The following is a 25264-nucleotide window of genomic DNA, read 5'->3' on the forward strand; positions in this document are numbered from 1 at the left end:
ATGTTCTGAGGGCGTCGTGCCAGGAATGGTTCGCGACAAGGCGATTTAATTGCGACATTTTCATGACATTTTCGCGAATGAGCGGGACGCCGCCGATTCGCGAAAACCGCTATCAGCGCCGCTCCCAGACCTCGAAGTGATAGGCAGGTTTTCCATCAGCGGCAGGGTTTTCCACAGTCGACACCAGCGCCCAGTGCTCGACATCGAACTCCGGAAACCATGCATCGCCCTCAGGGCTCAGTTCCACGCGAGTCAGGTAAAGACGGTCCGCCTGCTCCAGGCCCTGGGCATAAAGCTGCGCGCCGCCAATCAGCATGACTTCATCGACGCCCTGCTCCTGCGCCCACTGTTCGGCACGCACCACGGCGGCTTCCAGGGAAGAGAAGACTTCCGCACCTTCAAGCTGCAGATCGGCCTGGCGACTGACCACCAGGTTCAACCGACCGGGCAATGGCCGGCCCAGTGAATCCCAGGTCTTGCGACCCATGATGATCGGCTTGCCAAGGGTCGTGGCCTTGAAATATTTGAAATCCCCCGGCAAATGCCAGGGCATGGAATTGTCGACGCCGATCACCCGGTTTTCACCGAGGGCGGCAATCAGGCTCAAAGGGAGATGTTTTTTCATGGGCGCGAGAATAGCAGAGCAACGGAACTGATAGACACCGTGCAGACCCTAAGCATCACCGCAACGGTTATGCTTCCCGCTGAATTCATCGAAGAGACGCTGTGTGACTGCTCTTACCCCACTCGACACCCTGTGGCTGACCGAAGCCGTGCGCCTGCGCGAAGAACAGGCCGGTCAGCTTGACGATCTGGAAGCCAATCGCCGCGCCCGCGCCTCGGAAGGCGACCTGGGCAGCCGTATCAAGCTGCGCGCCTTGTGGCTGGCCGAACGTGACGGCATGCTCGGTGCCCTGCAGCACTGGAAGCAAGGGGCGCGTCTGGCGTTGATCGCGCTGGCCGTGATGGCGATAGTCAGCGGTGCCGGCCTGGCTTTCGCGGCCATGGGCAACGGTCAGGCTCCGGTCAACGTGTTCTGGGCACTGGGCAGCCTGCTGGGCCTGAATCTGTTGCTGTTGCTGAGCTGGGCACTGGGGCTGCTCTTCACCGGGCGCAGCGCCACAGGGCTGGGTCGGCTGTGGTTATGGGCAAGCGAAAAGCTCGCCCGCGATGCCCAGGCCGCGCAACTGGCACCCGCGCTGATTCTGCTGCTGCAACGCCAACGCCTCAATCGCTGGGTCTTGGGCCTGCTGGTCAACGGGCTGTGGCTGCTGGCCTTGCTCAGTGCGCTGCTCCTGCTATTGATGCTGATGGCGACACGACGTTACGGCTTTGTCTGGGAAACCACCATTCTGGGCAGCGAAACCTTCGTCAACCTGACCCAGACGCTGGGCATCATCCCGGCGCTGCTGGGTTTCAGCACCCCGGACGAACTGATGATCCGTGCCAGCGGCAATGGTGTATTGAGCCTGGAAAACGCCCGTCAGGCCTGGGCGTCCTGGCTGGTGGGCATCCTGCTGGTATTCGGCATCGTACCGCGCATGCTGTTGGCGCTGTTCTGCCTGTGGCGCTGGCAGCGTGGCCGGGCCGCCTTGAAGCTGGATCTGCAATTGCCCGGCTACCTTCAGTTGCGCGAACGCCTGATGCCCAGCAGCGAGCGCCTGGGAGTCAGTGATGCCGCGCCAGCGCAACTGCATCAGGTGCAACCCAATCCCGGCGCAACCAGCAGTGAAGGCGCCGTGCTGGTCGCCATCGAACTGGACGATCAGCATCCGTGGCCTCCGCAACGGCCGACCAGCGTGGCTGACGCGGGCGTGCTCGACAGCCGGGAATCGCGACAAAAACTGCTGGAACAATTGACCCACTATCCACCTGCCCGGCTACTTATCGCTTGCGATCCGCGCCGCTCGCCAGATCGCGGCAGCCTGGCACTGATCGCAGAACTGGCGCGATGTGCAGGAATGACGCGCATCTGGCTGCTGCCTGCGCCTGACGGCCAGGCACTGGACCCGCAACGCCTCGATGACTGGCAACTCGCCCTGCAACAGCTGGAACTGAGCTGGAGCGATAAACTGCCCGTGAACTGGCTGGAGACAGGCCATGACTGAATCGCCCAGGACTCGCCCACTCAAACTGGCTGTCGTCGGCCATACCAACGTTGGCAAGACGTCGCTGTTGCGCACCCTTACCCGGGATGTCGGTTTTGGCGAAGTCTCGCATCGCCCCAGCACCACACGCCATGTCGAAGGTGCGCGCCTGTCGGTAGACGGCCAGGCCCTGCTGGAACTGTACGACACACCCGGTCTGGAAGACGCCATCGCCCTGCTCGACTATCTGGAACGCCTGGATCGCCCCGGCGAACGCCTCGACGGCCCGGCCCGCCTGGCGCGTTTTCTGGACAGCAGCGAAGCCCGCCAGCGCTTCGAGCAGGAAGCCAAGGTCTTGCGCCAGTTGCTCGACTCGGACGCCGGCCTGTACGTGATCGATGCCCGTGAACCGATTCTGTCCAAATACCGCGACGAGCTGGCAGTGCTGGCCAGCTGCGGCAAACCATTGCTGCCAGTGCTGAATTTCGTCAGCAGCCCCCAGCAGCGGGAAGCCGACTGGCGTGAAGCGCTGTCGCGCCTCGGGCTGCATGCGCTGGTCCGTTTCGACAGCGTGGCGCCACCGGAAGATGGCGAACGCCGACTCTATGAAAGCCTCGCGCTACTGCTGGAAAGCGCTCGCCCACTACTGGAGCGGCTGATCCAGGACCAACAGGCGCAACGTCAGGCCAGACGCCACAGCGCTGCGCGCTTGATTGCCGAATTGCTCATCGATTGCGCAGCCTGTCGGCGCAGCGTGGAGACCAGCGCCGAGCAGGAGCAGCAAGCAATCGAGGAACTGCGCAAGGCCATTCGGCAACGCGAACAGAAGTGTGTCGAAGCGCTGCTCAAGCTGTATGCCTTTCGCGTGCAGGATGCCAGTGCCGCCGACTTGCCATTGCTCGATGGCCGTTGGGGCGATGATCTGTTCAACCCCGAAACCCTCAAGCAACTGGGCGTCCGGGTCGGCGGCGGTGTGGCAGCCGGTGCTGCAGCCGGCGCGGGTGTCGACCTGCTGGTGGGCGGAATCACTCTTGGCGCGGCGGCGCTGGTCGGTGCGATTGCCGGTGGTGCGCTGCAAACGGCGCGCAGTTATGGCGGGCGCTTGCTGGGCAAGCTCAAGGGGCAACGCGAACTGACAGTGGACGATGCCGTACTGCGCCTGCTCGCCATCCGCCAACAGCATTTGTTGCAGGCACTGGAGCTCAGAGGCCATGCTGCAATCGGCAATATCGAACTGCCTGCGCCACAGGACAAGACCTGGCGTGAAGGCAAACTCCCGGACGCCTTGCACAAGGCGCGAGCCCACCCGCAGTGGTCATCGCTCAATCCCGGTGCGAAATTGAACCAGACCGAACGCCAGGAGCAGATAGAAAGCCTGGCAAACTCCAGACTGTAGGAGCCAATTCATTCGCGAAGACGGCCTTCCAGGCGACTGATCATTGTTGAATGTGTTCGCGAATGAATTCGCTACGCGCGCCGACAGTCGCTTTGCTCATTTTTGCCTACGCTAAACCGGCCGGCCCCGGTATGATCGCGCGCCCGATACACCCGGAAACCTGAAGAAAATGAAATCCACCTTGATCGCAGCCGCAGAGATCGATCGTCTCGATACCTGGGCCAAATACTCCAGCCACATGTGCGGGGGCTGCATTTCCAGCTGCTGTACCTTGCCGGTAGAAGTGAAGATCAAGGATCTGATCCGCATCGGCATCGTCGACGAGTTCGAGCAGGGCGAACCGGCCAAGAACATCGCCAAGCGTCTGCAGAAAGAAGGGATTGTCGAGCGCTTCAACCAGAAATCGGGGATCTTCACCCTGCAGCGCATGAGCAACAACGACTGCCTGTATCTGGATCGCAAGAGCCGCCTGTGCACCATCTATGAAAAGCGCCCGGACACCTGCCGCAACCATCCGAAGATCGGCCCGCGCCCGGGCTATTGCGCGTACAAGCCCAAGGCTGTCGAGCGCCAGGGCAGTAGCACGTTGAACTCGAATTCCGGCCGGGTGCCTCTCAAGTTCTGATTGTTGCAGAAGATCGCCCGCCTTCCAGAAGCCGCGCTGTCGCGTAGCAAACCGGGTGTGCGTCTGGCGTTGAAGTATGCGCGGGGCAGAGGCTGCGCAGGAGAGAGCTGTGTGGAAGCGAATTCATTCGCTCCCACACAGTGAACCGCTATCAGAACAGAACGCGGCTACGGATGGTGCCTTTGATGTGTTGCAGCTTCTCTTGGGCAAGATCCGAGTAATCGGCGTCTACGTCGATGACCACGTAGCCGACTTTCTCGTTGGTCTGCAGGAACTGGCCGGAGATGTTGATGCCGTTTTCTGCAAAAACCTTGTTGATCTCGCTCAGCACGCCCGGAATGTTCTCGTGGATGTGCAGCAGGCGATGCTTGCCAGGGTGAGCAGGCAATGCAACTTCCGGGAAGTTGACCGACGACACCGAAGTACCGTTGTCGCTGTACTTGACCAGCTTTTCCGCGACTTCCAGACCGATGTTGGCCTGGGCTTCGGCAGTGGAACCGCCGATGTGCGGAGTCAGGATCACATTGTCCAGGCCGCGCAGCGGGCTCTCGAAGATGTCATCGTTGGAACGTGGCTCGACCGGGAATACGTCGATGGCCGCGCCGATCAGGTGCTTGTCCTTGATCGCGTCTGCCAGGGCATCCAGCTCGACCACGGTGCCGCGAGCGGCGTTGATCAGGATGCTGCCCTTTTTCATCGCACGGATTTCTTTCTCGCCGATCATCCACTGGGTTTCAGTGGTTTCCGGAACGTGCAGGGTCACGATGTCGGACATGCCCAGCAGCTCGGTCAGGCTGGCAACCTGAGTGGCGTTGCCCAGCGGCAGCTTGGTCAGCGTGTCGTAGAAGTAGACCTGCATGCCCAGGCCTTCGGCGAGTACCGACAGTTGGGTGCCGATCGAGCCGTAGCCGATGATGCCCAGTTTCTTGCCGCGAATCTCGAAGGAGTTGGCCGCGCTCTTGATCCAGCCGCCACGGTGGCAGGAAGCGTTCTTTTCGGGAATGCCGCGCAGCAGCAGGATGGCTTCGGCCAATACCAGTTCCGCGACGGAACGGGTGTTGGAGTACGGCGCGTTGAAGACCGCGATGCCGCGCTCACGGGCTGCGTCGAGGTCGACCTGGTTGGTACCGATGCAGAAGCAGCCGACCGCAACCAGCTTTTTCGCGTGGTCGAACAGCTCTTCAGTCAGTTGGGTACGCGAGCGGATGCCAATGAAATGGGCGTCGGCAATCTTTTCCTTCAGCTCGGCTTCCGGCAGAGACTTGGTGTGGTACTCGATGCTGGTGTAGCCGGCGGCCTTGAGGACGTCAACGGCGGATTGGTGGACGCCTTCGAGAAGAAGGAACTTGATCTTGCTCTTGTCGAGGGAAGTCTTGCTCATCTGCGTAAACCTGTGTCCCGAAGAAAAATGGCAGGGGGCCGGATCGGCGCGTAGGCTCGATTCACGGGGGGCGTATGCTAGCATATGCACCCCGCTAAACCCCATTCCAGAACGTGAACCGTTCTCAGGATGCCCATGAATTCTTCGAGAGTTGCGTCGATGTCCCATCCCGCTTTGATTGATGAGCTCAAGACCCTGGTAGAACCAGGCAAGGTACTGACCGACAGCGGTTCTCTGGAGGCCTACGGCAAGGACTGGACCAAGCAGTTCGCTCCCGCCCCCACGGCCATCGTGTTTCCCAAGACTATAGAGCAGGTTCAGGCCATCGTGCGCTGGGCCAACGAGCGTCTGGTGGCGCTTGTGCCTTCGGGTGGCCGGACCGGACTTTCCGCCGCAGCGGTAGCCGCCAATGGCGAGGTGGTGGTTTCGTTCGACTATATGAACCAGGTGCTGGAACTCAACCTGACCGAGCGCACCGCCGTCTGTCAGCCCGGCGTGATCACCCGGCAGTTGCAGACACTGGCGCAGGATAACGGCCTGTATTACCCGGTGGACTTCGCGTCTTCGGGTTCCAGCCAGATTGGCGGCAATATCGGCACCAATGCCGGCGGAATCAAGGTCATTCGCTACGGCATGACTCGTAACTGGGTGGCCGGCCTCAAGGTCGTCACCGGCAAGGGCGATCTGCTGGAGCTGAACAAGGACCTGATCAAGAACGCCACCGGCTACGACATGCGCCAATTGTTCATTGGTGCCGAGGGCACGCTGGGTTTCGTGGTCGAGGCCACCATGCGCCTGGACCGTGCGCCGCGCAACCTGACCGCCATGGTGCTGGGCACCAGCGATTTCAATTCGATCATGCCTGTGCTGCATGCCTTCCACGGCAAGCTGGACCTGACCGCGTTCGAGTTCTTCTCCGACAAGTCGTTTGCCCGGGTCATGGCCCGTGGCGATGTACCTTCGCCGTTCGACACGCCGTGCCCGTTTTATGTACTGCTGGAATTTGAAGCGACCACGGAAGACGTGGCCAACGATGCCCTGGCGACCTTCGAGCACTGTGTCGAGCAGGGCTGGGTGCTCGATGGCGTGATGAGCCAGAGCGAACAGCAGTTGCAGAACCTGTGGAAGCTGCGCGAGTACATTTCCGAAACCATCTCCCACTTCACGCCCTACAAGAACGACATTTCGGTCACGGTTTCCAGGGTGCCGGCGTTCCTGAGCGAGATCGATGCGATCGTTGCCGAGCATTACCCCGATTTCGAGGTGCTCTGGTACGGCCATATCGGCGATGGCAACCTGCACCTGAACATCCTCAAGCCCGAGCACCTCGACAAGAACGAGTTCTTCCAGACCTGCGCCAAGGTCAACAAATGGGTGTTCGAGACCGTGCAGAAGTACAACGGCTCGATTTCCGCCGAGCACGGTGTGGGGATGACCAAGCGTGACTATCTGACGTACAGTCGCTCACCCGCCGAAATCGAGTACATGAAAGCATTGAAGGCGGTCTTCGACCCTAACGGCATCATGAACCCGGGCAAGATATTCGCTGTTTGATCAGCCGAACCACCTATTCAACGAAGCCAGTATTACCAGACCCAGGAGACGTCATGAGCTACCAGCACAAATATGTCGATGGAACGAGCATCCACTTCCCGCTGGGCAAAGTGGTCTGTATCGGTCGTAACTATGCCGAACACGCCAAGGAACTGGGCAACCCGGTGCCGACCGAGCCGTTGCTGTTCATGAAACCCGGCAGTTCCGTGGTGGCCCTGGAAGGCGGATTCAGCATTCCGGCCGACCGTGGCTCGGTGCATTACGAAGCCGAAATCGTGGTACTGATCGGCAAGCCGCTGAGCAAGAACCCGTCCCGTGAAGAAGTGCTGGACGCCATCAGCGGCTTTGCTCCGGGCCTGGACCTGACCCTGCGTGACGTGCAATCGCGTCTGCGCGAGAAAGGCCTGCCGTGGGAACTGGCCAAGTGTTTCGACGGTGCTGCGGTCATCGCACCTTTCGTTCCGGCCGAAACCTATCCGGACCTGACCGACATCGGCATTCGCCTGACCATCAACGGCAAGGTTGTGCAGGACGGCAACAGCAGCCTGATGCTCAACCCGATCGTACCGATGATTCAGCACATGGCCGCCAACTTCTCGTTGCAGGCAGGCGACATCATCATGACCGGTACTCCGGCAGGCGTCGGCCCGTTCGAGGCCGGTGACGAAATCGTGCTGGAACTGAGCGGCCAGACCCCGTTTGCCAGCAGTGTCCGCTAAGCCTTAACGGGTTCAGAAAAACCGCCCGAGAGATCTTCTCTGGCGGTTTTTTCGTTTTATGGCAGCTATTCCCGCTCAGTTAGCGATTTTTTCACAACTGATCTGGATAATCCGCCTGCCTCTCGTCCGAGGGCTTTATGTCTGCTTGCGTCCTATCAGCTCAGGAACTCTTGAATGGCTAAGCTACCTCCGTCTCAAAGTCGCCGTTTCCGTCTGCCGGTCATGCGCTGGTATGCCTGGCTGCTGCTGATTCTGGTCATGGGCTACGGCCTGGCTTTTCTGATGCACTGGGATGATCGTGCGCGGCTCTGGGTTCAGGAGCGTTTCGAGAGCAAGGCGTCCCGCAACGCCAGCATCTGGCTGCCGGACTACAAGGTCGATATCGATGCCAGAAAATTGCCCGGCATGGAGAAGGACGAAGCTTCCGACCTGTCTTACGACCCGGTGAGCAAGACGCTGTTCTCGGTCATGGGCAAGAATCCGTTTCTGGTCGAACTGACCCTCAAGGGCGATGTATTGCGCAAGATCCCGCTGGTGGGCTGGAGCAATCCCGAAGGTGTTGCAGTGATGAAGGACGGTCTGATCGCGATTACCGACGAGCGCCGACATATGTTGAGCATCGTCAAGGTGACGGCAGAAACCACGACGCTGAACCTGGCCGACTTCCCGCAATATGATCTTGGCCCATCGAAAAACCAGAACAAGGGGTTCGAGGGCATTGCCTGGGACCCGACTCGCCAACAGTTGCTGCTCGGCGAAGAACGTCCGCCAGCGTTGTTCACCTGGAAAAGTGACGGCAGTGACGTATTGCAAGGCGAGAAGCAGAGAGTGCCCAATGTCTCGCTGGATGCGCGCAATCTCTCTTCCTTGAGTGTCGACCCGCGCACCGGACATACGTTGATGCTGTCCGCAGACTCGCACCTGTTGCTGGAGCTGGACGAGCACGGCGAGCAGGTCAGCTTCATGACCCTGCTCGGCGGCATGAACGGCCTGAAAGACACCATCCCCCGCGCAGAAGGTGTTGCGCTGGACGAGAACGGCACCCTGTATATGGTCAGCGAACCGAACCTGTTCTACTCGTTTCGCAAGCACTAAAAGGATAATGCCGCCTTTGTGCAGGAGCAGATTCATCCGCGAAAGCGCCGTTTGTGCCCGTTTCGCGAATGAACTTACTCCTGCCATGGCATTGCGCTATTAAGGGTAAATTCATATTCCCGTGATATTCATGCTGCCCCGATCAATCCTTGAGTCATCCCGATGCGTCGCCCTATCCGATCTGCCCTTCTGTTCTCCTTGATGATTGCACTGGCTGCCTTGTTGTTTTTTGCTGATCGGGAGTTTCGCTTTGTAAAACGCGCCTCGTTTGCCTGGCAGATGTACTGGCAACCGGATTCGATCAAAACCGTTGGCCTTGATCGCTACCGCGTGGTGATCGAAGGGCAGGTCATCGAAGGGCTTGAGGACGATGTCTCGGCCCTGAGCTTCGACCCGGACCGTAAAACCCTGTTCACGGTCACCAACCAGAAGAATGAAATGGTCGAGCTGAGCCTCGATGGCCATATCCTGCGTCGCATTCCCCTGACCGGTTTCGGCGATTCGGAAGCGATCGAGTACATCAGCCCGGGTGTCTACGTCATCAGCGATGAACGTCAGCAACGGCTGCTCAAGGTCAAGGTCGACGACACTACCCGCTCACTGAATGCCGCAGATGCCGAGCTGCTGACGGTGAGCGTCGATGTGGGCCGTAACAAGGGCTTTGAAGGCCTGGCCTACGACGTCAAGGGCCAGCGGCTGTTTATCGCCAAGGAAAGCGAGCCGGTACAGATCATCGAAGTGCGCGGGTTCCCCCAGAGCAACAGCAACCTGGGGATCATCTTTGACGGCAAGCGCGATGCCGGCCTGTTTGTACGCGACCTGTCCAGCCTGTACTTCGATGCGCCCACAGGCCACTTGATGGCCATGTCGGATGAGTCGAAAAAGATTCTGGAGCTCAACGATGAGGGGCGCCCGATTGCCAGCGCTTCGCTGAAAAAGGGCCAGATGGGCTTGAGCAAGAGCGTGCCGCAGGCCGAAGGGTTCACCATGGATGACGAAGGGACGCTTTACGTCGTGAGCGAACCGAACCTGTTCTACAAGTTTCGCAAACCGTAAGCCTTGCAACAGTCTGGGTTCCCATGACGCGTGGGAACCCAGTGCCGGGTCCGCTGCTTAGCGGGCCAGGGTTTTCACGCCTTCGGCGGTGCCCAGCAACAACAGGTCTGCCGGACGCGCCGCGAACAGGCCGTTGGTGACCACACCGACGATATTGTTGATCTGCGCTTCCAGCTCCACCGGGTTGCTGATGCTCATGTTGTGGACATCAATAATGATATTGCCGTTGTCGGTCAGGACGCCTTCACGATAGACCGGGTCGCCGCCCAGCTTGACCAGTTGGCGGGCAACATGGCTGCGCGCCATCGGGATGACTTCGACCGGCAGCGGGAAAGCGCCCAGTACTGGCACCAGCTTGCTGCCGTCGGCAATGCAGATGAAGGTCTTGGCCACGGCGGCGACGATCTTCTCGCGCGTCAGGGCAGCGCCGCCGCCCTTGATCAGGTTCAGGTGTTCGTCGCTTTCGTCGGCGCCGTCGATATAGAATTCCAGGTCGCTGACCGTATTGAGTTCATAGACCGGAATACCGTGGCTTTTGAGGCGCGCTGCGGTGGCTTCGGAGCTGGCGACCGCGCCGTCGAAGGCGGCCTTGTGCCTGGCCAGCGCATCGATAAAGCAGTTGGCCGTGGAGCCGGTGCCAACACCGATGATGCTCTTGTCGTCGATCTTGGGAAGAATGAAATCGACAGCGGCTTGAGCCACGGCCTGTTTGAGTTGATCCTGGGTCATGCTGGCTCCACGGTGCCAAAGATGCAAAAAGGGGCCGCATTATAGCGATGACTGCGCAGCAAAGCCCCGTCATTCGTATGGTCGTTGATCGGAGTGCGGGGTAGACTTCTCGACCTTGCCCTCTTCGCCAGTGATATCGCCCCGATGCTTGAACAGTACGTCAAGAAAATCCTCACCTCCCGCGTCTACGATGTCGCTGTCGAAACCCCGTTGCAGAGCGCTCGCCAGCTTTCCGAGCGGCTGGAAAACCAGGTACTGCTCAAGCGTGAAGACCTGCAGCCGGTGTTTTCCTTCAAGATTCGTGGCGCCTATAACAAACTGGCGCAGTTGAGCCCCGAAGAACTGGCGCGTGGCGTGGTCACCGCCTCGGCAGGCAACCATGCACAAGGCCTGGCGCTGGCAGCCAGGGTGCTGGGTATCAAGGCGACTATCGTCATGCCCAAGACCACGCCTGAAATCAAGGTCGAGGGCGTGCGTTCGCGGGGCGCTCAGGTGGTGCTGCACGGCGATTCGTTTCCCGAAGCGCTGGCCTACTCGCTGAAGCTGGTGGATGAACAAGGCTTCGTCTACATCCACCCGTACGATGATCCCGACACCATCGCCGGCCAGGGCACCGTGGCCATGGAAATCCTGCGCCAGCAGCCGGGCCAGCTGGACGCGATCTTCGTGCCAGTGGGTGGCGGCGGCCTGATTGCCGGGATTGCCGCCTACGTCAAATACCTGCGCCCGGATATCAAGGTAATCGGCGTCGAGCCGGACGACTCCAACTGCCTGCAGGCCGCCATGGCTGCCGGTGAGCGTGTGGTTTTGAGTCAGGTCGGGCTGTTTGCCGATGGCGTGGCGGTGGCGCAGATTGGTCATCACACCTTTGAAGTGTGCCGTCAGTACGTCGATGAAGTGATCACGGTCAGTACCGATGAAATCTGTGCAGCCATCAAGGACATCTACGACGACACCCGTTCCATCACCGAGCCGGCAGGTGCGCTGGGTGTGGCCGGGATCAAGAAGTACGTCGAGCAGCGCGGCATCAGCGGCCAGACGCTGGTGGCCATCGACTCCGGCGCCAACGTCAACTTCGACCGCCTGCGCCATGTCGCCGAGCGTGCCGAACTGGGTGAAGGCCGTGAAGCCATCATCGCGGTAACCATTCCCGAGCAGCCGGGTAGCTTCAAGGCGTTCTGCCAGGCCATCGGCAAGCGCCAGATCACCGAATTCAACTACCGCTACCACACCGACCGCGAAGCGCACATCTTCGTCGGTGTGCAGACCCACCCGGAAAACGACCCGCGCAGCGCCTTGATCGGCAGCCTGACGGAGCAAGGCTTCCCGGTGCTGGACCTGACCGACAACGAACTGGCCAAACTGCACATCCGGCATATGGTCGGCGGGCATGCCGAGCGGGTCAGCGACGAAGTGGTGCTGCGCTTCGAGTTCCCGGAACGGCCCGGCGCACTGTTCAACTTCCTGAATAAACTGGGCGGCCGCTGGACCATCTCGATGTTCCACTACCGCAACCACGGCGCCGCGGATGGCCGCGTAGTGGCCGGGCTGGTGGTGCCGGAGGAAGAGCGGCATCTGGTCGGCGCAGCGCTGGACGAGATTGGCTACCCGTACTGGGATGAGAGCCAGAATCCGGCTTACAAACTGTTTTTGGGATAAGCCCCGCGCCGCGCAACCTGTGCACATCATGTGGGAGCGAATTCATTCGCGAAGGGCCAGAACATCCGACATAAATATGTCGTTTTTTTCGCGAATGAATTTGCCCCTACTGTGGCTGTTCCGCTTCGGCAGGCTCGACCGGCTCGGCGCTGAAGGTCGCCGGTTCTACTGGTGCTGCCACAGGTTCACTGCCCGCTGCCGGGATTGGAGTTTCCGGGACTGCCTCGACTTTCGGTGCCTCCTCAACCGGCTTGGGCGCTACAGCGGCTGGAGCAACTGGAGCCGCAACCGGAGCCGGAGCGGCTTCAGGCACACCCAGGTCAGCCTTGGGTTTCTCGACGATATGCGCCGCCTGCTTCACTTCCGGAGGCAGGAAGTTTTCTACCAATCCGAAAAAGCGCTCATAGAACTTGGCCGAGGCAACCGTCTCACTGGCAACCTTGACCATCGAATCATCGGTAGAACCGATCGGCATCGATACCGACCCCAGCACACCTACCCCCAGGCTGGCCGAGTTATTGGTCTTCTTCAGCGCATAACGGTCCTGCAGGGCGTTGGCGAACATGGTCGAACCGGCCCCACCGACATCGGCGGCACAGACCAGATTGAAGCTGATCTCGATATGTGTCTCACCCGTCTGCTGGAAGCTCTTGCGACCGCTGATCATTTTCGGATCATTGCTGGTAATGATGTAGCCCTGGCTGAGCAAGGCACGTCGCCCGGCTTCACAGGACGAATCATCGCTGGCCGGATAGCTTCTGGAGAAAGTCCCTGCATCATCGAAATGCTCATGATCGTAAACGGCCTGCTTGGGCGACGAACAGCCAGCAGCGAGCAGCAGGACGGACGTCCAGCATGCAGTACGAAAGTTCAGTAACTTAAACATCGAGGATCCTGGGGAAGATAACTGTCAGCAGAACTGCAGACCGGGAAAACGTCGGTAAGTCTGCAACAAGGGCAGCGCAGGATCAACGCAGACAGTGAAAAGATGCTGATACAAATGGCGAAATATTCGTGTCCAGGCTTTGCAATGAGCAACCAGCGCTGTAATCCGCCCTATCTCAACCCCGATCCCACAGCGGCTCGGGGGCAAAGCGCTCAGCCAGGAAGTCCAGCAGCGCCCGCAAGGCCGAGGACATGTGTTTGCGGGAGGTGTAGACCGCATGGATGCTCAGTTCCAGTGGCTGGTACTGGCTCAGCAGCGGCAGCAACTGCCCGCTCTTGATGAGCGGAGCAGCCAGATACGTGGGTAATAGCGCAATACCTGCACCGCACAGCGCAGCTTGCAGGGACGTGATCGCGTCATTGGTGCTGAGGTTGCCCTTGACCGCGACGCTGCATGGCACTCCCTTATGGGTGAAATGCCAAAGGCTGCTGCTGTGATAGGAATGGGTCAGGCAATTATGCAGGGCCAGGTCTTCAATGCGCCTGGGCGTCGAGTGCGCCTGCAGATAAGACGGCGAAGCACAGACCACGGATCGGCATGTGGTCAGGCGTCGTGCAATCAGGTTGGGGTCCAGGTCGTTGGTGATGCGAATGGCCAGATCCAGGCGTTCGTCGACCAGGTTCACGGTCCGGTCCAGCAACATCATGTCGACACGCACCTGTGAATAACGGCCGACGAACTCGGTGATCGCCTGGGTCAGTTGAGCCTGGCCAAACGACGTGCTGGAGGTGATGCGCAACAATCCTTTCGGCTCATCTTCGGGGGCGGAAACGACTGCGCGCATGTCGTCCGCCAGATCCAGCATCCGCCGACACAACGGCAGGACCTCGGCACCTGCGGCAGTCAGGTTCAGGCGCCGCGTGGTGCGGTGCATGAGCCGCGCACCGGTCCACTCCTCCAGCTCGGCCAGAAACCGGGAGATGGCCGGCCGTGACACACCGAGTTTATCCGCAGCAGCGGTCTGGCTGCCGCAGTCGACAACGGTGACGAACGCCTGCATGGCCTGCAACTTGTCCATATTCGACCGATTTCAGAAACAAACATGGGCCTAATCTAGCGTTTTTCAGCTCATAAATCTCAACTAACCTGCTGACTCCCAACACAGTCCAATGGAGTCTTTCATGCTACCGCTACGTGCACGACGCTTGTTTGCCAGTATCGCCCTGCTCGGTTTCGCCAGCACCAGCCTGGCGGCCCAGCCTTTGAAACTGGACGTCTACAATCCCGGGACCGAGGCGATTTTTCCGGTGTCGTCGGTGCTGGTCAGCGCCGAGAAGGATGCCATCCTGGTCGATGCCCAGTTTGCCAAACCGCAGGCCGAACAAATCGTGGAGAAGATCCGCAAGAGCGGCAAGAACCTGACCACCATCTACATCAGCCATGGTGACCCGGATTACTATTTCGGCCTGCAAACCATTACCGAGGCCTACCCTGCAGCCAAAGTCGTCGCCAGCGCCAAAACCGTTGCCCATATCAAGCAGACCATGGACGGCAAGCTGGCCTACTGGGGACCGAAACTGGGTGACGGCGCGCCGAGCCGAATCATCGTCCCGGAAGTGCTCAAGGGCAGCCATCTGCAGCTTGAGGGGCATGAGTTACAGATCATTGGCCTTGATGGCCCGCAGCCTGACCGGACCTTCGTGTGGATACCGTCCATCAAGGCCGTGGTTGGCGGCGTAGTGCTGGCCAGCAACATTCATGTGTGGATGGCCGACACCCAGAGTGCCAAGTCGCATCAAGACTGGCTGGCAACCCTGGCCAGCATCGAAAAGCTCAGGCCTGCGATCATCGTGCCGGGCCATTTCCTGACCGGCGAACAGAAGCCGGAACAATCCCCCGCCTTTACCGCTGCCTATATCAAGACCTTTGATGCAGAAACCGCCAAGGCCAGGGACTCCGCAGAATTGATCAAGGCAATGAAAGCGCATTATCCAAAACTGGCGGAAGAGTCTTCGCTGGAACTGAGCGCCAAGGTAGCCAAGGGCGAGATGAAGTGGTGAGCATGCAGTGAACGGCGCCTGTCGAGAGGCAGGCTGCGTTCCTGAATCGCAGGCAAAAAAAAGCGACCGGTTAAGGTCGCTTTTTCTTTTGCTTCAAGGAGTTCAAGGCCTTGAAGCTTTGTATGGCGCAGCGGACGGGATCATGACTCATCCTCTAACTCATTGAACGCTCTAAATTTTTAAAAATTTTCGAATCAACGATGGACTTGATTGTGTACTTATAATGAGCGTCTGGCAATCTAAGAATTCTTTTTTGGGCAGGACGACTCAAACTCTCTCCCAGGGCAGTGGTAGTAGAGGACTTGCACCTCCAAGTTTAGAAGGGATCTAGCATGACGTGCGTGTTGTCGGTCTGCACCCAGGTGCTACCAAGACCGAACGTAAAATCTCTCAACCCCAAGCACGTGTGGCGAAAGAGCTTGGGGATGCTGGTCGTTTGGGAGGAGTACGTCGCCAAGTAGTCATAAGGTCGACTGGTTGAATCACAGGAGATTGCCAATACTGCGGTGGTTCTCTGCTCCCCTACCCGACCTCTTCCCACATCAATGCTTTACCGTGGACGGGAGTTCTACTGACGGAATGGTGTAACCAGTAGATCCAACCAAGCCCCAGACTCGGGTTGAATCGGCGCCAAGGGAACAGCACTCACCGATGCGCTGAACCACAGCGCTCGAGCCCTTCGCTCAACGGGTGATCTGGCGTACGCCAAGTCCGATAAGAAGCACACCACAAATGCGGTCGACAGTTCTCTTGGCGTTTTGGTAGGCCTTGGCAATGGTCGCATGCGACAGGACGAGCGCGACCAGTCCGTACCAGCACAGAGCCGTGGCGCCGACTGCCGCAAGCATCGCCAAAAAAGTAGCCGTCGATACATGCGCAGGTGCCGCTGAGGAAAATATAGCGGCGAAGAATGCTATAGATTTTGGGTTCATGGTATTCATGGCGGCACCTTGAAAAAAGGCAGCACGAAGGCCGGTTGATTTAGGCTTCATCTGTGGTTTAGCACCCGCGGTACGCGAAGCAATGATGAGCCTCAATCCAAACCATACCAGGTAGGCGCCGCCGGCGATCTTTACTGCCGCTGCGAGCCATGGGAAGAGCTTGAACACCATGCCGATGCCGAAAATCGCACAAGTGGCCCAAATCAGGTTGACCGCGACGATGCCCATTACGAATGCGATTGCATCAGTACGGCAGCCCGACACAGCCTTATGAACAACGGCAACGAAACTCGGGCCAGGAATCATCACACCTACTGCAGAAACCGTTAACACCGTTACGACAGCCGAAATATCAAACATCGCCATCTCCATCGAAGAAAGCTTCACCCAAGCCAGCTGGTATCTAAACATCCAAGTGTATCGCTGCCAATGATCGTGTCGACCTTCTGCGATTCAACCTCCCCCAGAAGCGATGCTAACACTCCCGGCTGCACGACAGCCATGCTGCCCCACGCGAGACAGCTCCTAGAAGCTGGACAGTCTGTTGATCTCATTGCAGCCCCCCCCGAGGCGGGATCGTCACTTGGCAGCTTCTCATCTGCTGGAACAAAAAAGCTCGGTTACATGGCTTTCACCTTGGCCATCTCACCGTTCCACTCACCGGCGATCACTTCCGTACTGGCTTCCTTCTCGAACGGCGTGTAGACAGCCGTGATCTGAGCATCCTTACTCGCCCCGCCGTACGAGATAACGGTGACGCTTTGTGCCATCGCATTCCCCGCGATTAGCCGCAGCACAGGACACTGGGTTGTTACCGAAGGTATTGAGGTAGCGAGCGGTACGGCCGAACTCTTCGACGACATCAGAGCGCATGACCGCGGCGGCGATCGGCTGACCATTACCCATGGTCACGATATCGGGATCGACGCCGTTGCGCTGGAAGCCCCGAAGATGGGAGCCAGTGCGCCCGAAGCCGGATTGGACTTCGTCGGCGATGTACAGCAGGCCTCCACATCGCAGTCACCGTTATTCCTAAAGGCATCGTCCGGGAAATGATTCGTCGTGCACCAGAATTTGTGCCTAACCCTGAGAGGCTCTTACCAGCTTTATGCAACCGTCGATGATGAACTTCTGGTGCTGGGGTACGGAGGCATCAACGATGCCAGATTGCCCCGACGGTTCAGCGCCTGAGCCAGCTCTACGACTCGATAACAACAGGATAACCGCGAATGCCCCCTAGCCCTTCCAACTCACGAACACGTTGTTGGCATGGGCTCTCACTCAAGCGCACAAGTGAGGCGAGTTTTTAGGATACTAGGCACAAATTCAGGGCCGCATGGCTTCAGCCTCATTCCAGGCTTGAGATTTTTCCAAGGCAAGTCAGCGGGATCCGCCAACATTGGCCCAGGGGCCTTAGCCACTAATACCGCTCGTGCGATCCCTTGGAAGTCAGCCCGGAAATGCACTGAGCTTTTGTTGACCAAAATATCCATTGATTCTGGCTGCACACCCGCAATCCTGTAGAGGTTTCGCTCCAGCATCTGAGCTTTTGTAGAGCTCACTACGACAGTGATTTCGCCAATTCGCAGCGCCGCGACAGGGCCTAATTGAGCGATCATTCCATGCTTCATCGGGCCATCGTAGCGGCATGCGCCATCTGAGAGTGATACGACCTCAAACAATCCGGTCAAGGCATCATCACCTTGCACTCCGCTTTTCCCTCCGAATGACAACTCCAGCTTGGCCCCCACCCCTGCTTGGTGGGCTTGCATCGCAATATCCGGCTCGTACATCAGACCGATGGCTGCATTTTTTGCTCCTGCGCTTATCAGCGCACGCAACATCCCCGCTGTATTTGAATCAGCACCAGCCCCGGGATTGTCCTGAGTGTCAGCAATGACCACAGGCCCGTCCCCACCTCCAACGTCAAGAATACGCATAGCCTCCAGGACTGCTTCCTCGGGCTCCATAAACGGAACCTGCCAGTGAGCTTCATTCATGAGCATCTCGGCATACAATGCCTCCACAGCGCTCGATGCTTGCCTACCATACCCCCAGATAACGGGCCCACATTCACAGAAGTCCGCTGCAGGAAAACCTGCCGCGAAGGAGACTGAATGCACCTGTCCTGACTCATAGTGTGCCACCCGCTCGTACATAGATTTCGCCGGATCAAGCAGCGTGCACATACTATTGATCGGAATCAGGAAAGGAAGGCGGCACACGGTCAAATCGCACTCAGCCTTGGAAAAAAGCTTTTCCAAAAGGTCAGCGCATCGCTCACCAGTTTCGGCCATATCAACGTGTGGATAGGTTCTGAATGCAACAAGCGCATTTGCGGACTCAAGCATCTGTTCGGTGACGTTGGCATGGAGGTCTAGAGATGCAACGACCGGAATACAAGCGCCCACTACCTTGCGGATTCTGGCGAGAAGCTCCCCTTCCCCATCGTCGAAATGCTCAGTGACCATTGCGCCATGCAAATCTAGGTACACAGCATCAAATCCGCCGAGCGATACAGCCTCTAAGATTTCGTTTGCAATGCGCTCGAATGCATCCTCAGTGACATGAGCCGATGGGCTTGCTCCAGCCCACACTACGGGTATTACCGTCCAGCCTCGCTCCTCGGCGGACTTGATGAAACCTCCTGCAGGAATATTTACATCACGAAGCGCAAGAAACTCTTCACCGCGCGGTAACGCAGGGTGACCCTCTCCCCGCTCAAAATTCAGAAATGCAGCTTTAGAAGGCGCGAAGGTATTCGTCTCGTGTTGAAACCCGGCCACTAAAACTTTCTTAGGCTCAGCTGCACTAGTAGTCATGTGACCTCCACAGATAAAATCTTTGAGCGGTATATACAATAAGGTGAAAGTAGCGATCGCATTGAGCGCCACCTTACTTACACCAAGAGTGGTGCGCTGCCACTAAGCAATCACTTGCTTAGGGATGGGAGCTTAATCAGAGAGAGCAAAAGTGCTCCAACAGCTAACAGTCCGACCATCACGTAAAGCCCAGCATGAAGGCTTCCAGTCACTGAAGTTGCCCACCCTATAATCGTCGGGCTGAAAAAGCCGCCCAACAAACCGATGGTATTAACCAGTGCGATTCCACCAGCCGCCACATCCCCTTTTAGGTATTTGGACGGGATAGACCAGAATACTGTGTATGCTGCGTACATCATCATCGTCGCAACAATCATGAAGAGTACTGACGCGACGATGCTGCTAGATAAATAGGTCGCCACACCCAAGCAAATTGCCGCTACTACGGCAGGCACTGCGCTATGCCATCGCCGCTCTTGATGCTTATCGGAGCTTTTACCGACCAAGAACATGCTCGCGATCGCGCCCAAGTAAGGAATGCTGGTCAGCAGACCGATGTGCATGGTATTAGAGACACCATTTTCTTTCAAAATACTTGGCAGCCAGAAGTTGACAGTGTAGATACCACAGATAAGACAGAAGTAGGCGCCTGCCATTACATAGATTCGTGGATCACCAAGTACGTGTTTAAATGAGTGATGCTTCGCCCCTGGCTGGCGAGTATGAGTTTCAAGCAAATCTTTCTCGCTTGGGGAAAGCCATTTGGCAGTATCGGGGCGATCAGCAAGTACATTCCAAACTACGAAGCCCAAGAATACGCAAGGAATACCTTCATAGAAGAACATCCACTGCCACCCGCTGAGGCCCATCATTCCATCGCAAGCAGTCATCAGCAAAGCAGACAAAGGCCCTCCGAGTACGCCTGAAATCGGGCCGGCCATGAGAACAAGTGCCAAGGCTCGTGCCATACGAGCCTCACCATACCAGTAGGTGAGATAGAAAATCATGCCAGGAGCAAAGCCTGCTTCGAAGACGCCAAGCAAAAAACGCAAGCAGTAGAACATTCCAATGCTGTTTACAAACATCATTGCCGCAGAGGTCAACCCCCACAGTATGAGTATTCGAGCAATTGTTTTTCTTGCGCCAACTCTGGGTAACAGTAAATTGCTAGGAATCTCAAACAGTACGTAACCGATAAAAAATATTCCCGCCCCCAGACCGTAAACAGCATCCGAGATGGATAGATCAACTTGCATTTGAAGCTTAGCAAAACTAATATTTTGTCTGTCTAGGCATGCAAAGAAGTAGCAAGCCATCAAAAGAGGGATGATTCGCCAGCTAACCTTACGGTAAAGCTGTTCAGAGGGTATATTGCCTACCGCTATTTTGGCATCGGAGAGAATTGTCATGAAGCTATTCCCGTATGTTCTCCAGCAATGATCGACTGCCGGAAAATACTAATTGTTGTTGTGCCCGATCGTGCTCGGGATGCTTCCATCATGTTTCCCAATGCCCTTACCAGCAAGAGCAACTGCGAGCCGAGACCGTTGCCCAGAAGGCAACACGAGGTTGAAAATGCGTGAGATCAATCAGCGACGTTTGCGTTATTTCTATGAAGTCCTGACACAGGGATCGATTCGTGGCGCAGCGGACAGCTTGAACACCGCAGCGTCCGTCATCACGCGGCAGATCAAGCTCCTGGAGAGTGAGGTCGGAGCAGCATTGTTCGAACGCGTGGCACGAGGTGTCGTTCCGACTGACGCGGCGCAGCACTTGCTGGAGTACTGGCAGGCCTGCCAAGGCGAGCAAGAGCAATTCGAGATGAAGATCCAAGCATTGCAGGGTCTCGAGCACGGCGGTGTGAGAATCGCTGCGAGTGAGGGTTACATCGAGAGCCTTATAGGCGATGTGGTGAGTGATTTTTCTACCGATTACCCACGCTTGGACGTGTGGGTCGATATTCTTCCCGTTAACAGCGTTGTGAGTGATGTAATCGATGGACGCGCTCATATCGGGCTTGCTTACAATCCTCCGGCTCATCCCGACATCGAATATTGTGCAACCGCGCCGCGACCGTTATCAGTCGTTGTACATCCTACACATGAATTGGCCAGCCTCAACCGCCCACTAAAGGCGAAAGACCTTGTCAATCACAGACTGGCTACAATGCCGTCTTCGTACGGCCTTCGGCAACTGGTTCAAATGTTGGAATATTCGGAAAATATAAAATTGAAAACAGGACTCACCACAAACTCTTTGGCGGTACTTAAACAGTTCGTGAAGAAAAGTAATGAGTTCACGTTATTAGGTAAGTTTTCCGTTCAAACAGAGATATCTAATGGCGAACTCATCGCAATACCTATCGAAAATCACCTACTACAGTCTACAAAGGCGCGCATGATGGTGCGTCATGGCCGTCCTCTTACCGCTGCAGCTAACGAATTGAAGAAACGCATGATCGAACGCATGCGGATCTTCGCCTAGTAATGCAGAATGAATCGCCCCGGACTCTCTAAACACCTTGCAAGCTCATTGTGTAAAGCTTTTAAAACTCTATCGGTGAAAGCTGATTGTTAAAATCATGGCGGCGTTTTACGTTGTAGAACATCTCAATGTAAACGAACATATCGCTACGAGCATCTTTTCGCGTGCTATAGATTTTTCGCTTGATCCGTTCCCGCTTAAGAAGCTGAAAAAAAAATGTTGGGTTCATGGAGCGCTTATGAAGAAAGGTCGCGCAGGCAACAGCACTTTCGGTTGGCCAGTTCACTTTGCCGGCGCCGCGCGGGTACTGGATTTCAACGCAGATATTTGATGATGCTGCGTGCGAATTTGCTACGGCCAGCTGCATGGGTAACTGAATGAATGCAGGTAGCAGCGCCGTGCTTTTCTGCACTTTCCTACGAATCCATTTGTGTACGAAGTTTGCGTTGAGGCTATGGCTGAGCGCGATGCTGGCAATTGAAGCTCCGGGCTCAACACACTCTTGAATGACCTGGGCTTTTAAGAACTTGGAGTAGAAACGGCGTTGTGGAATGCATGAAATACCCGCTTAAAAGGCTAGAACTGGTGTCCACTTAATTTTAAGTGCACACCATGTCCTGGCCTTGCGGGGCTGGGTAGATGACTTGGCCGGACGCATACATCAAAACGACAAACCAAGCTATTCAAAACAAGCAAACCTTAGGAACTTACCCATTAATCGCTTCAGAGCCGACACTTAAGCTAGCGGACTTGCGCCGATTTCGAGAGTAAAGACCCGCTAAAAGCAAGAACCAAATTGGCATTATAGATAGAGCCTGAGCCGTATCTGGTTCAAGCGCTAATAAGATTAGGATGAAGACGAAGAACAACAGGCACAACCAACTCATGACAATTCCGCAGGGCATCTTAAAATCAGAGCTTTTGTGCAGCTCAGGATTACGCTTACGGTAGATGAGGTACGCAACTACGATCATAGACCATACAAAAATAAACAAGATCGCGGAAATTGTAGTAAGGATAGTGAATGCGGTCATCACTTCAGGGATGATGAACAATAAGCCTAAACCGATGAGCATACACAGGCAGGAAAAAATCAAACCGAAGACAGGCACTGAAGACTTGGAAAGCTTCTGGAATAACTTTGCACCTCGCCCGTTAGCTGACAGACTAAAGAGCATACGGCTTGTGGCGAAAACACCGCTATTTGCCGCTGACATAGCTGACGTGATCACAACCAGATTTATGATCCCAGCAGCTGCTGGAAGACCAGCAAGTATAAACAGCTGAACAAATGGACTTTTATCTGCGGCAATTTCCCCCCAGGACGAGACTGATATAATGCAAGTGAGAGAAAGCACATAGAAGAACAAGACTCGCGCGGGTACCGAGTTGATCGCACGAGGCAGGGTGACCTTCGGATTTTTTGTTTCTGCAGCAGTGGTTCCGATCAACTCAATACCAGCGAATGAAAATACTGCAATTTGAAAACCTGCAAAAAATCCAGTTATCCCATGAGGGAATACAGCACCTTCTTCTAACAAGTGAGAGAGCGATGCGGTAACACCGACGGGTGATACGAAAGATATACTGACCATGATAAAGCCGGTTACGATTAACGCACCGATTGCGACAACTTTAATCAGCGCAAACCAAAACTCCATTTCGCCAAAAAGTCGAACTGCAACCAAATTGATTGACAGTAGGACGGCTAATACACCGAGCGCTGGTATCCAGGTTGGGAGTTCAGGATACCAAAAGCGAAGGTAACCGCCGATAACGGTGCAGTCTGCAATAGCGACGACCACCCAGGTCAACCAATACGACCAACCAATAAAATAACCTGCCCATGGGCCAATGTAGTCGCTACAAAAATCAGTGAACGAGTTGTATTTTAGATTTGAGAGTAGCAACTCCCCCATAGCTCTCATCACAAAAAATAGAAAAAAACCGATAACCGTATACGTCAGTATGATCGAAGTCCCTGAAACACCAATAGTCTTTCCGGAACCCATAAACAGTCCTGTCCCGATAGCGCCGCCTATCGATATTAACTGTATATGACGGTTGCTCAGCCCACGTCGAAGTTCGTCGCCACCTTCAATTTCTACAGTTTTCATAGCTTCGCCTTACGATAGTTGTATTTGTTAGAATTCAGCTTGGCAGTCTTATGCTTTCTTGTGCCCAGACACATGAGTGCCGAGCACGACTCTAATCCGTGAGCTCCATGGCGCTTCAATATTTATAGCAATAACAACATCAAGAGAACCAACTGCTCCTTGGATCATAAAAAAAGCACTGGACGGGGTGACCAAACCATATCCAATGCTAAAGACCTAACCAGATTATATTTACCCGCTCAATTAAGCTTATTTATACAAATCACCTTTGGTTGCGTCATATCTTCATATGCGAAGCGGACACCCTCTCGCCCTAAGCTCCCATATTTGAAACCACCAAAAGGCATTGCATCAAATCGATAGTCGGATGAGTCGTTAATCATGATTCCACCCGCCTCAATTCGGCGAGCAGCGGACAAGGCTTTGTTCAGGTCGTTGGTGAAAATTCCTGCATGCAAACTGTAGTCTGGCTCATTTGCAAATGCGATGGCTTCATCTAAACCTGTAACAGGCTCCAAAACTACTACCGGAGCAAAAACTTCGTTACACCACAGTAGCGAATTGTGACTTACATTTTCAAGCACTGTAGCAGCGTAACAGGCACCTTCCCGAAGATGTCCACACAACAGTTTTGCACCCTGCTGTAAAGCTTCACCTACTACTTTTTCTGCGTTCATCGCGGCTTGAGCACTGATCATTGGGCCAACATCTGTACTCTCCAACGCTGGGTTGCCAACTACCAGTTTCGAAGATAACGCAACGAAACGTTCGCGAAACTCTTCATAAATGGTCTCCTGGATCAGCAACCTCTGTGCGCCAATGCAGTTTTGTCCAGCAGCCCAGAAGGCACCCGAGACGCATGATTCGACTGCTGCCTCAAGATCGCAATCCTCCAATACGATCACTGGCGCGTTACCGCCCAGATCCATTGCTAGTTTCTTCAAACCGGCACCACGCGCAATGTGCTCGCCTGTTACGAAACCGCCAGTAAAAGAGATCATCCGAACCTCACGGGAGGCAACCAGTGCTTTCCCCAGTTCAGCGCCACCTGTTGCTACTGTGACCACCGATTGTGGCAGCCCGGCCTCAAACAAGTAATCCACCAACTTGATCGCAGATAATGGGGCAAGCTCAGACGGTTTTAGAATCACGGCATTCCCACCCGCGATTGCGGGGCCCAGCTTATGTGCGACCAGGTTCAGCGGATCGTTGTAGGGTGTAATTGCGACAATCAATCCCAACGGTTCCCTGGAAAACCAGCCTTGACGGGATTCGGAACCTTCGTATGCGTCAAAAGGCAGCACCTCACCAGCGTTGCGCCTAGCCTCGTCAGCAGAGAGCCTGAGAGTGTTGACGCATCTTTTGACTTCTTTTTCTGCCTGTTTAACTGTCTTGCCAGCTTCTTGAGTAATCAACTTGGCAAACGATTTTGCATCTCGCTCAATATTTTGCGCAGCCAGCTCAAGTATTTGCGAACGACGATAACGAGGCAGGGCTGCACAGATCTGCACGCCGATTCTGGCCTGTTCAAGAAGCATTTTTACGTCTGCTGCGTGAACCTCTTTTACTGTACCTATAATGCTTCCATCAAAAGGATTGAATACTTCAATTTGGTCACAGACATTTGCAATAGCAAGGTTTGAATTAGCCATC

Annotated in this window: 21 protein-coding genes and 3 pseudogenes; 10 read left to right on the plus strand and 14 right to left on the minus strand. The window is 56.1% G+C overall.

Annotated features, from left to right (window positions below):
* Window positions 1-112: 112 nt before the first annotated feature.
* On the minus strand, window positions 113-625 hold the full coding sequence (locus ALQ04_RS06730) for a dihydrofolate reductase (protein WP_122315052.1): 513 nt from the start codon (window positions 623-625) through the stop codon (window positions 113-115).
* A 103-nt stretch (window positions 626-728) separates the two neighbouring features.
* Between ALQ04_RS06730 and ALQ04_RS06735 the strand changes: the two genes are divergently transcribed.
* From ALQ04_RS06735 to ALQ04_RS06745, 3 genes are all read left to right on the plus strand, one after another.
* Window positions 729-2108, plus strand: a complete 1380-nt coding sequence (locus ALQ04_RS06735; RefSeq protein WP_122315053.1) for a DUF2868 domain-containing protein — start codon at window positions 729-731, stop codon at window positions 2106-2108.
* Window positions 2101-3483, plus strand: a complete 1383-nt coding sequence (locus ALQ04_RS06740; protein WP_122315054.1) for a GTPase/DUF3482 domain-containing protein — start codon at window positions 2101-2103, stop codon at window positions 3481-3483. Before ALQ04_RS06735 ends, ALQ04_RS06740 begins: the two co-directional genes overlap by 8 nt.
* 169 nt (window positions 3484-3652) lie before the next feature.
* Complete coding sequence (locus ALQ04_RS06745; protein ID WP_122315055.1) at window positions 3653-4108, plus strand: YkgJ family cysteine cluster protein; 456 nt, start codon at window positions 3653-3655, stop codon at window positions 4106-4108.
* 151 nt (window positions 4109-4259) lie between these two features.
* On the opposite strand, the gene serA is transcribed toward ALQ04_RS06745, so the two are convergent.
* Complete coding sequence (gene serA, locus ALQ04_RS06750; RefSeq protein ID WP_122315056.1) at window positions 4260-5489, minus strand: phosphoglycerate dehydrogenase; 1230 nt, start codon at window positions 5487-5489, stop codon at window positions 4260-4262.
* Window positions 5490-5648: 159 nt separating this feature from the next.
* Here serA and ALQ04_RS06755 point away from each other — a divergent pair, with 159 nt between their 5' ends.
* From ALQ04_RS06755 to ALQ04_RS06770, 4 genes are all read left to right on the plus strand, one after another.
* On the plus strand, window positions 5649-7043 hold the full coding sequence (locus ALQ04_RS06755) for an FAD-binding oxidoreductase (RefSeq protein WP_122315057.1): 1395 nt from the start codon (window positions 5649-5651) through the stop codon (window positions 7041-7043).
* 53 nt (window positions 7044-7096) lie between these two features.
* On the plus strand, window positions 7097-7762 hold the full coding sequence (locus ALQ04_RS06760; RefSeq protein WP_122315058.1) for a fumarylacetoacetate hydrolase family protein: 666 nt from the start codon (window positions 7097-7099) through the stop codon (window positions 7760-7762).
* 174 nt (window positions 7763-7936) lie between these two features.
* A complete protein-coding gene (locus ALQ04_RS06765; protein WP_122315059.1) occupies window positions 7937-8857 on the plus strand; it encodes an SdiA-regulated domain-containing protein in 921 nt (306 codons plus the stop codon).
* A gap of 162 nt (window positions 8858-9019) precedes the next feature.
* On the plus strand, window positions 9020-9913 hold the full coding sequence (locus ALQ04_RS06770; RefSeq protein WP_122315060.1) for an SdiA-regulated domain-containing protein: 894 nt from the start codon (window positions 9020-9022) through the stop codon (window positions 9911-9913).
* A gap of 57 nt (window positions 9914-9970) precedes the next feature.
* Here ALQ04_RS06770 and rpiA read toward each other — a convergent pair whose 3' ends face one another.
* Window positions 9971-10642 (minus strand): ribose-5-phosphate isomerase RpiA, encoded by a 672-nt coding sequence (rpiA, locus tag ALQ04_RS06775; protein WP_122315061.1) that lies wholly within the window; start codon window positions 10640-10642, stop codon window positions 9971-9973.
* Between the two features lie 144 nt (window positions 10643-10786).
* Here rpiA and ilvA point away from each other — a divergent pair, with 144 nt between their 5' ends.
* A complete protein-coding gene (gene ilvA, locus ALQ04_RS06780) occupies window positions 10787-12301 on the plus strand; it encodes a threonine ammonia-lyase, biosynthetic (RefSeq protein ID WP_122315062.1) in 1515 nt (504 codons plus the stop codon).
* 106 nt (window positions 12302-12407) lie between these two features.
* Here the strand turns inward: ilvA and ALQ04_RS06785 are convergent, their stop codons facing one another.
* Window positions 12408-13187, minus strand: a complete 780-nt coding sequence (locus tag ALQ04_RS06785) for a DUF2242 domain-containing protein (protein WP_122315063.1) — start codon at window positions 13185-13187, stop codon at window positions 12408-12410.
* 175 nt (window positions 13188-13362) lie between these two features.
* Window positions 13363-14265, minus strand: a complete 903-nt coding sequence (locus ALQ04_RS06790) for a LysR family transcriptional regulator (protein WP_122315064.1) — start codon at window positions 14263-14265, stop codon at window positions 13363-13365.
* A 103-nt stretch (window positions 14266-14368) separates the two neighbouring features.
* On the opposite strand from ALQ04_RS06790, the gene ALQ04_RS06795 reads away from it, so the two are divergent.
* A complete protein-coding gene (locus ALQ04_RS06795) occupies window positions 14369-15247 on the plus strand; it encodes an MBL fold metallo-hydrolase (RefSeq protein ID WP_122315065.1) in 879 nt (292 codons plus the stop codon).
* A gap of 683 nt (window positions 15248-15930) precedes the next feature.
* On the opposite strand, the gene ALQ04_RS06800 is transcribed toward ALQ04_RS06795, so the two are convergent.
* From ALQ04_RS06800 to ALQ04_RS06820, 5 genes and pseudogenes are all read right to left on the minus strand, one after another.
* Window positions 15931-16548 (minus strand): LysE family translocator, encoded by a 618-nt coding sequence (locus ALQ04_RS06800; protein ID WP_012723266.1) that lies wholly within the window; start codon window positions 16546-16548, stop codon window positions 15931-15933.
* Window positions 16549-16808: 260 nt separating this feature from the next.
* The gene (locus tag ALQ04_RS27620) at window positions 16809-16958 is read right to left on the minus strand and encodes a hypothetical protein (protein WP_158309469.1); all 150 of its coding nucleotides are present in this window, start codon (window positions 16956-16958) and stop codon (window positions 16809-16811) included.
* 19 nt (window positions 16959-16977) lie between these two features.
* A pseudogene (locus tag ALQ04_RS06805) lies at window positions 16978-17196 on the minus strand (aminotransferase class III-fold pyridoxal phosphate-dependent enzyme); the annotation flags it as partial.
* Between the two features lie 269 nt (window positions 17197-17465).
* Window positions 17466-19082: a M81 family metallopeptidase gene (locus tag ALQ04_RS06815; RefSeq protein WP_224265903.1), complete on the minus strand. Its 1617-nt coding sequence runs from the start codon at window positions 19080-19082 to the stop codon at window positions 17466-17468.
* A 38-nt stretch (window positions 19083-19120) separates the two neighbouring features.
* Complete coding sequence (locus tag ALQ04_RS06820) at window positions 19121-20419, minus strand: MFS transporter (protein ID WP_012723264.1); 1299 nt, start codon at window positions 20417-20419, stop codon at window positions 19121-19123.
* A gap of 166 nt (window positions 20420-20585) precedes the next feature.
* On the opposite strand from ALQ04_RS06820, the gene ALQ04_RS06825 reads away from it, so the two are divergent.
* Window positions 20586-21494, plus strand: coding sequence for a LysR family transcriptional regulator (locus ALQ04_RS06825; RefSeq protein ID WP_043205098.1), 909 nt, complete (start codon window positions 20586-20588; stop codon window positions 21492-21494).
* A gap of 61 nt (window positions 21495-21555) precedes the next feature.
* On the opposite strand, the pseudogene ALQ04_RS26875 reads toward ALQ04_RS06825, so the two are convergent.
* The 4 genes and pseudogenes from ALQ04_RS26875 to ALQ04_RS06845 all read right to left on the minus strand — a co-directional run.
* Window positions 21556-21708 (minus strand): annotated as a pseudogene (locus ALQ04_RS26875) (IS3 family transposase); the annotation flags it as partial.
* A 258-nt stretch (window positions 21709-21966) separates the two neighbouring features.
* Window positions 21967-22056, minus strand: a pseudogene (locus tag ALQ04_RS27625) (hypothetical protein); the annotation flags it as partial.
* Between the two features lie 145 nt (window positions 22057-22201).
* The gene (locus tag ALQ04_RS06840) at window positions 22202-23611 is read right to left on the minus strand and encodes an amino acid permease (RefSeq protein WP_012723262.1); all 1410 of its coding nucleotides are present in this window, start codon (window positions 23609-23611) and stop codon (window positions 22202-22204) included.
* A 239-nt stretch (window positions 23612-23850) separates the two neighbouring features.
* Complete coding sequence (locus ALQ04_RS06845; RefSeq protein ID WP_012723261.1) at window positions 23851-25263, minus strand: aldehyde dehydrogenase family protein; 1413 nt, start codon at window positions 25261-25263, stop codon at window positions 23851-23853.
* Window position 25264 lies beyond the last annotated feature (1 nt).

This window comes from Pseudomonas cichorii (assembly GCF_003700275.1).
Lineage (GTDB): Bacteria > Pseudomonadota > Gammaproteobacteria > Pseudomonadales > Pseudomonadaceae > Aquipseudomonas > Aquipseudomonas cichorii_B.

Excerpts from the sequence above, each read along its gene's own strand:
- ALQ04_RS06845 (WP_012723261.1), bottom strand. The coding sequence starts at position 25,263 with ATGGCTAATTCAAACCTTGCTATTGCAAATGTCTGTGACCAAATTGAA.
- ALQ04_RS27620 (WP_158309469.1), bottom strand. The coding sequence starts at position 16,958 with ATGGCACAAAGCGTCACCGTTATCTCGTACGGCGGGGCGAGTAAGGAT.
- ALQ04_RS06800 (WP_012723266.1), bottom strand. The coding sequence starts at position 16,548 with ATGTTTGATATTTCGGCTGTCGTAACGGTGTTAACGGTTTCTGCAGTA.
- ALQ04_RS06765 (WP_122315059.1), top strand. The coding sequence starts at position 7,937 with ATGGCTAAGCTACCTCCGTCTCAAAGTCGCCGTTTCCGTCTGCCGGTC.
- ALQ04_RS06745 (WP_122315055.1), top strand. The coding sequence starts at position 3,653 with ATGAAATCCACCTTGATCGCAGCCGCAGAGATCGATCGTCTCGATACC.
- ALQ04_RS06740 (WP_122315054.1), top strand. The coding sequence starts at position 2,101 with ATGACTGAATCGCCCAGGACTCGCCCACTCAAACTGGCTGTCGTCGGC.
- ALQ04_RS06755 (WP_122315057.1), top strand. The coding sequence starts at position 5,649 with ATGTCCCATCCCGCTTTGATTGATGAGCTCAAGACCCTGGTAGAACCA.
- rpiA (WP_122315061.1), bottom strand. The coding sequence starts at position 10,642 with ATGACCCAGGATCAACTCAAACAGGCCGTGGCTCAAGCCGCTGTCGAT.
- ALQ04_RS06785 (WP_122315063.1), bottom strand. The coding sequence starts at position 13,187 with ATGTTTAAGTTACTGAACTTTCGTACTGCATGCTGGACGTCCGTCCTG.
- ALQ04_RS06770 (WP_122315060.1), top strand. The coding sequence starts at position 9,020 with ATGCGTCGCCCTATCCGATCTGCCCTTCTGTTCTCCTTGATGATTGCA.
- ALQ04_RS06760 (WP_122315058.1), top strand. The coding sequence starts at position 7,097 with ATGAGCTACCAGCACAAATATGTCGATGGAACGAGCATCCACTTCCCG.
- ALQ04_RS06820 (WP_012723264.1), bottom strand. The coding sequence starts at position 20,419 with ATGACAATTCTCTCCGATGCCAAAATAGCGGTAGGCAATATACCCTCT.
- ALQ04_RS06730 (WP_122315052.1), bottom strand. The coding sequence starts at position 625 with ATGAAAAAACATCTCCCTTTGAGCCTGATTGCCGCCCTCGGTGAAAAC.
- serA (WP_122315056.1), bottom strand. The coding sequence starts at position 5,489 with ATGAGCAAGACTTCCCTCGACAAGAGCAAGATCAAGTTCCTTCTTCTC.
- ALQ04_RS06825 (WP_043205098.1), top strand. The coding sequence starts at position 20,586 with ATGCGTGAGATCAATCAGCGACGTTTGCGTTATTTCTATGAAGTCCTG.
- ilvA (WP_122315062.1), top strand. The coding sequence starts at position 10,787 with ATGCTTGAACAGTACGTCAAGAAAATCCTCACCTCCCGCGTCTACGAT.
- ALQ04_RS06790 (WP_122315064.1), bottom strand. The coding sequence starts at position 14,265 with ATGGACAAGTTGCAGGCCATGCAGGCGTTCGTCACCGTTGTCGACTGC.
- ALQ04_RS06795 (WP_122315065.1), top strand. The coding sequence starts at position 14,369 with ATGCTACCGCTACGTGCACGACGCTTGTTTGCCAGTATCGCCCTGCTC.
- ALQ04_RS06840 (WP_012723262.1), bottom strand. The coding sequence starts at position 23,611 with ATGAAAACTGTAGAAATTGAAGGTGGCGACGAACTTCGACGTGGGCTG.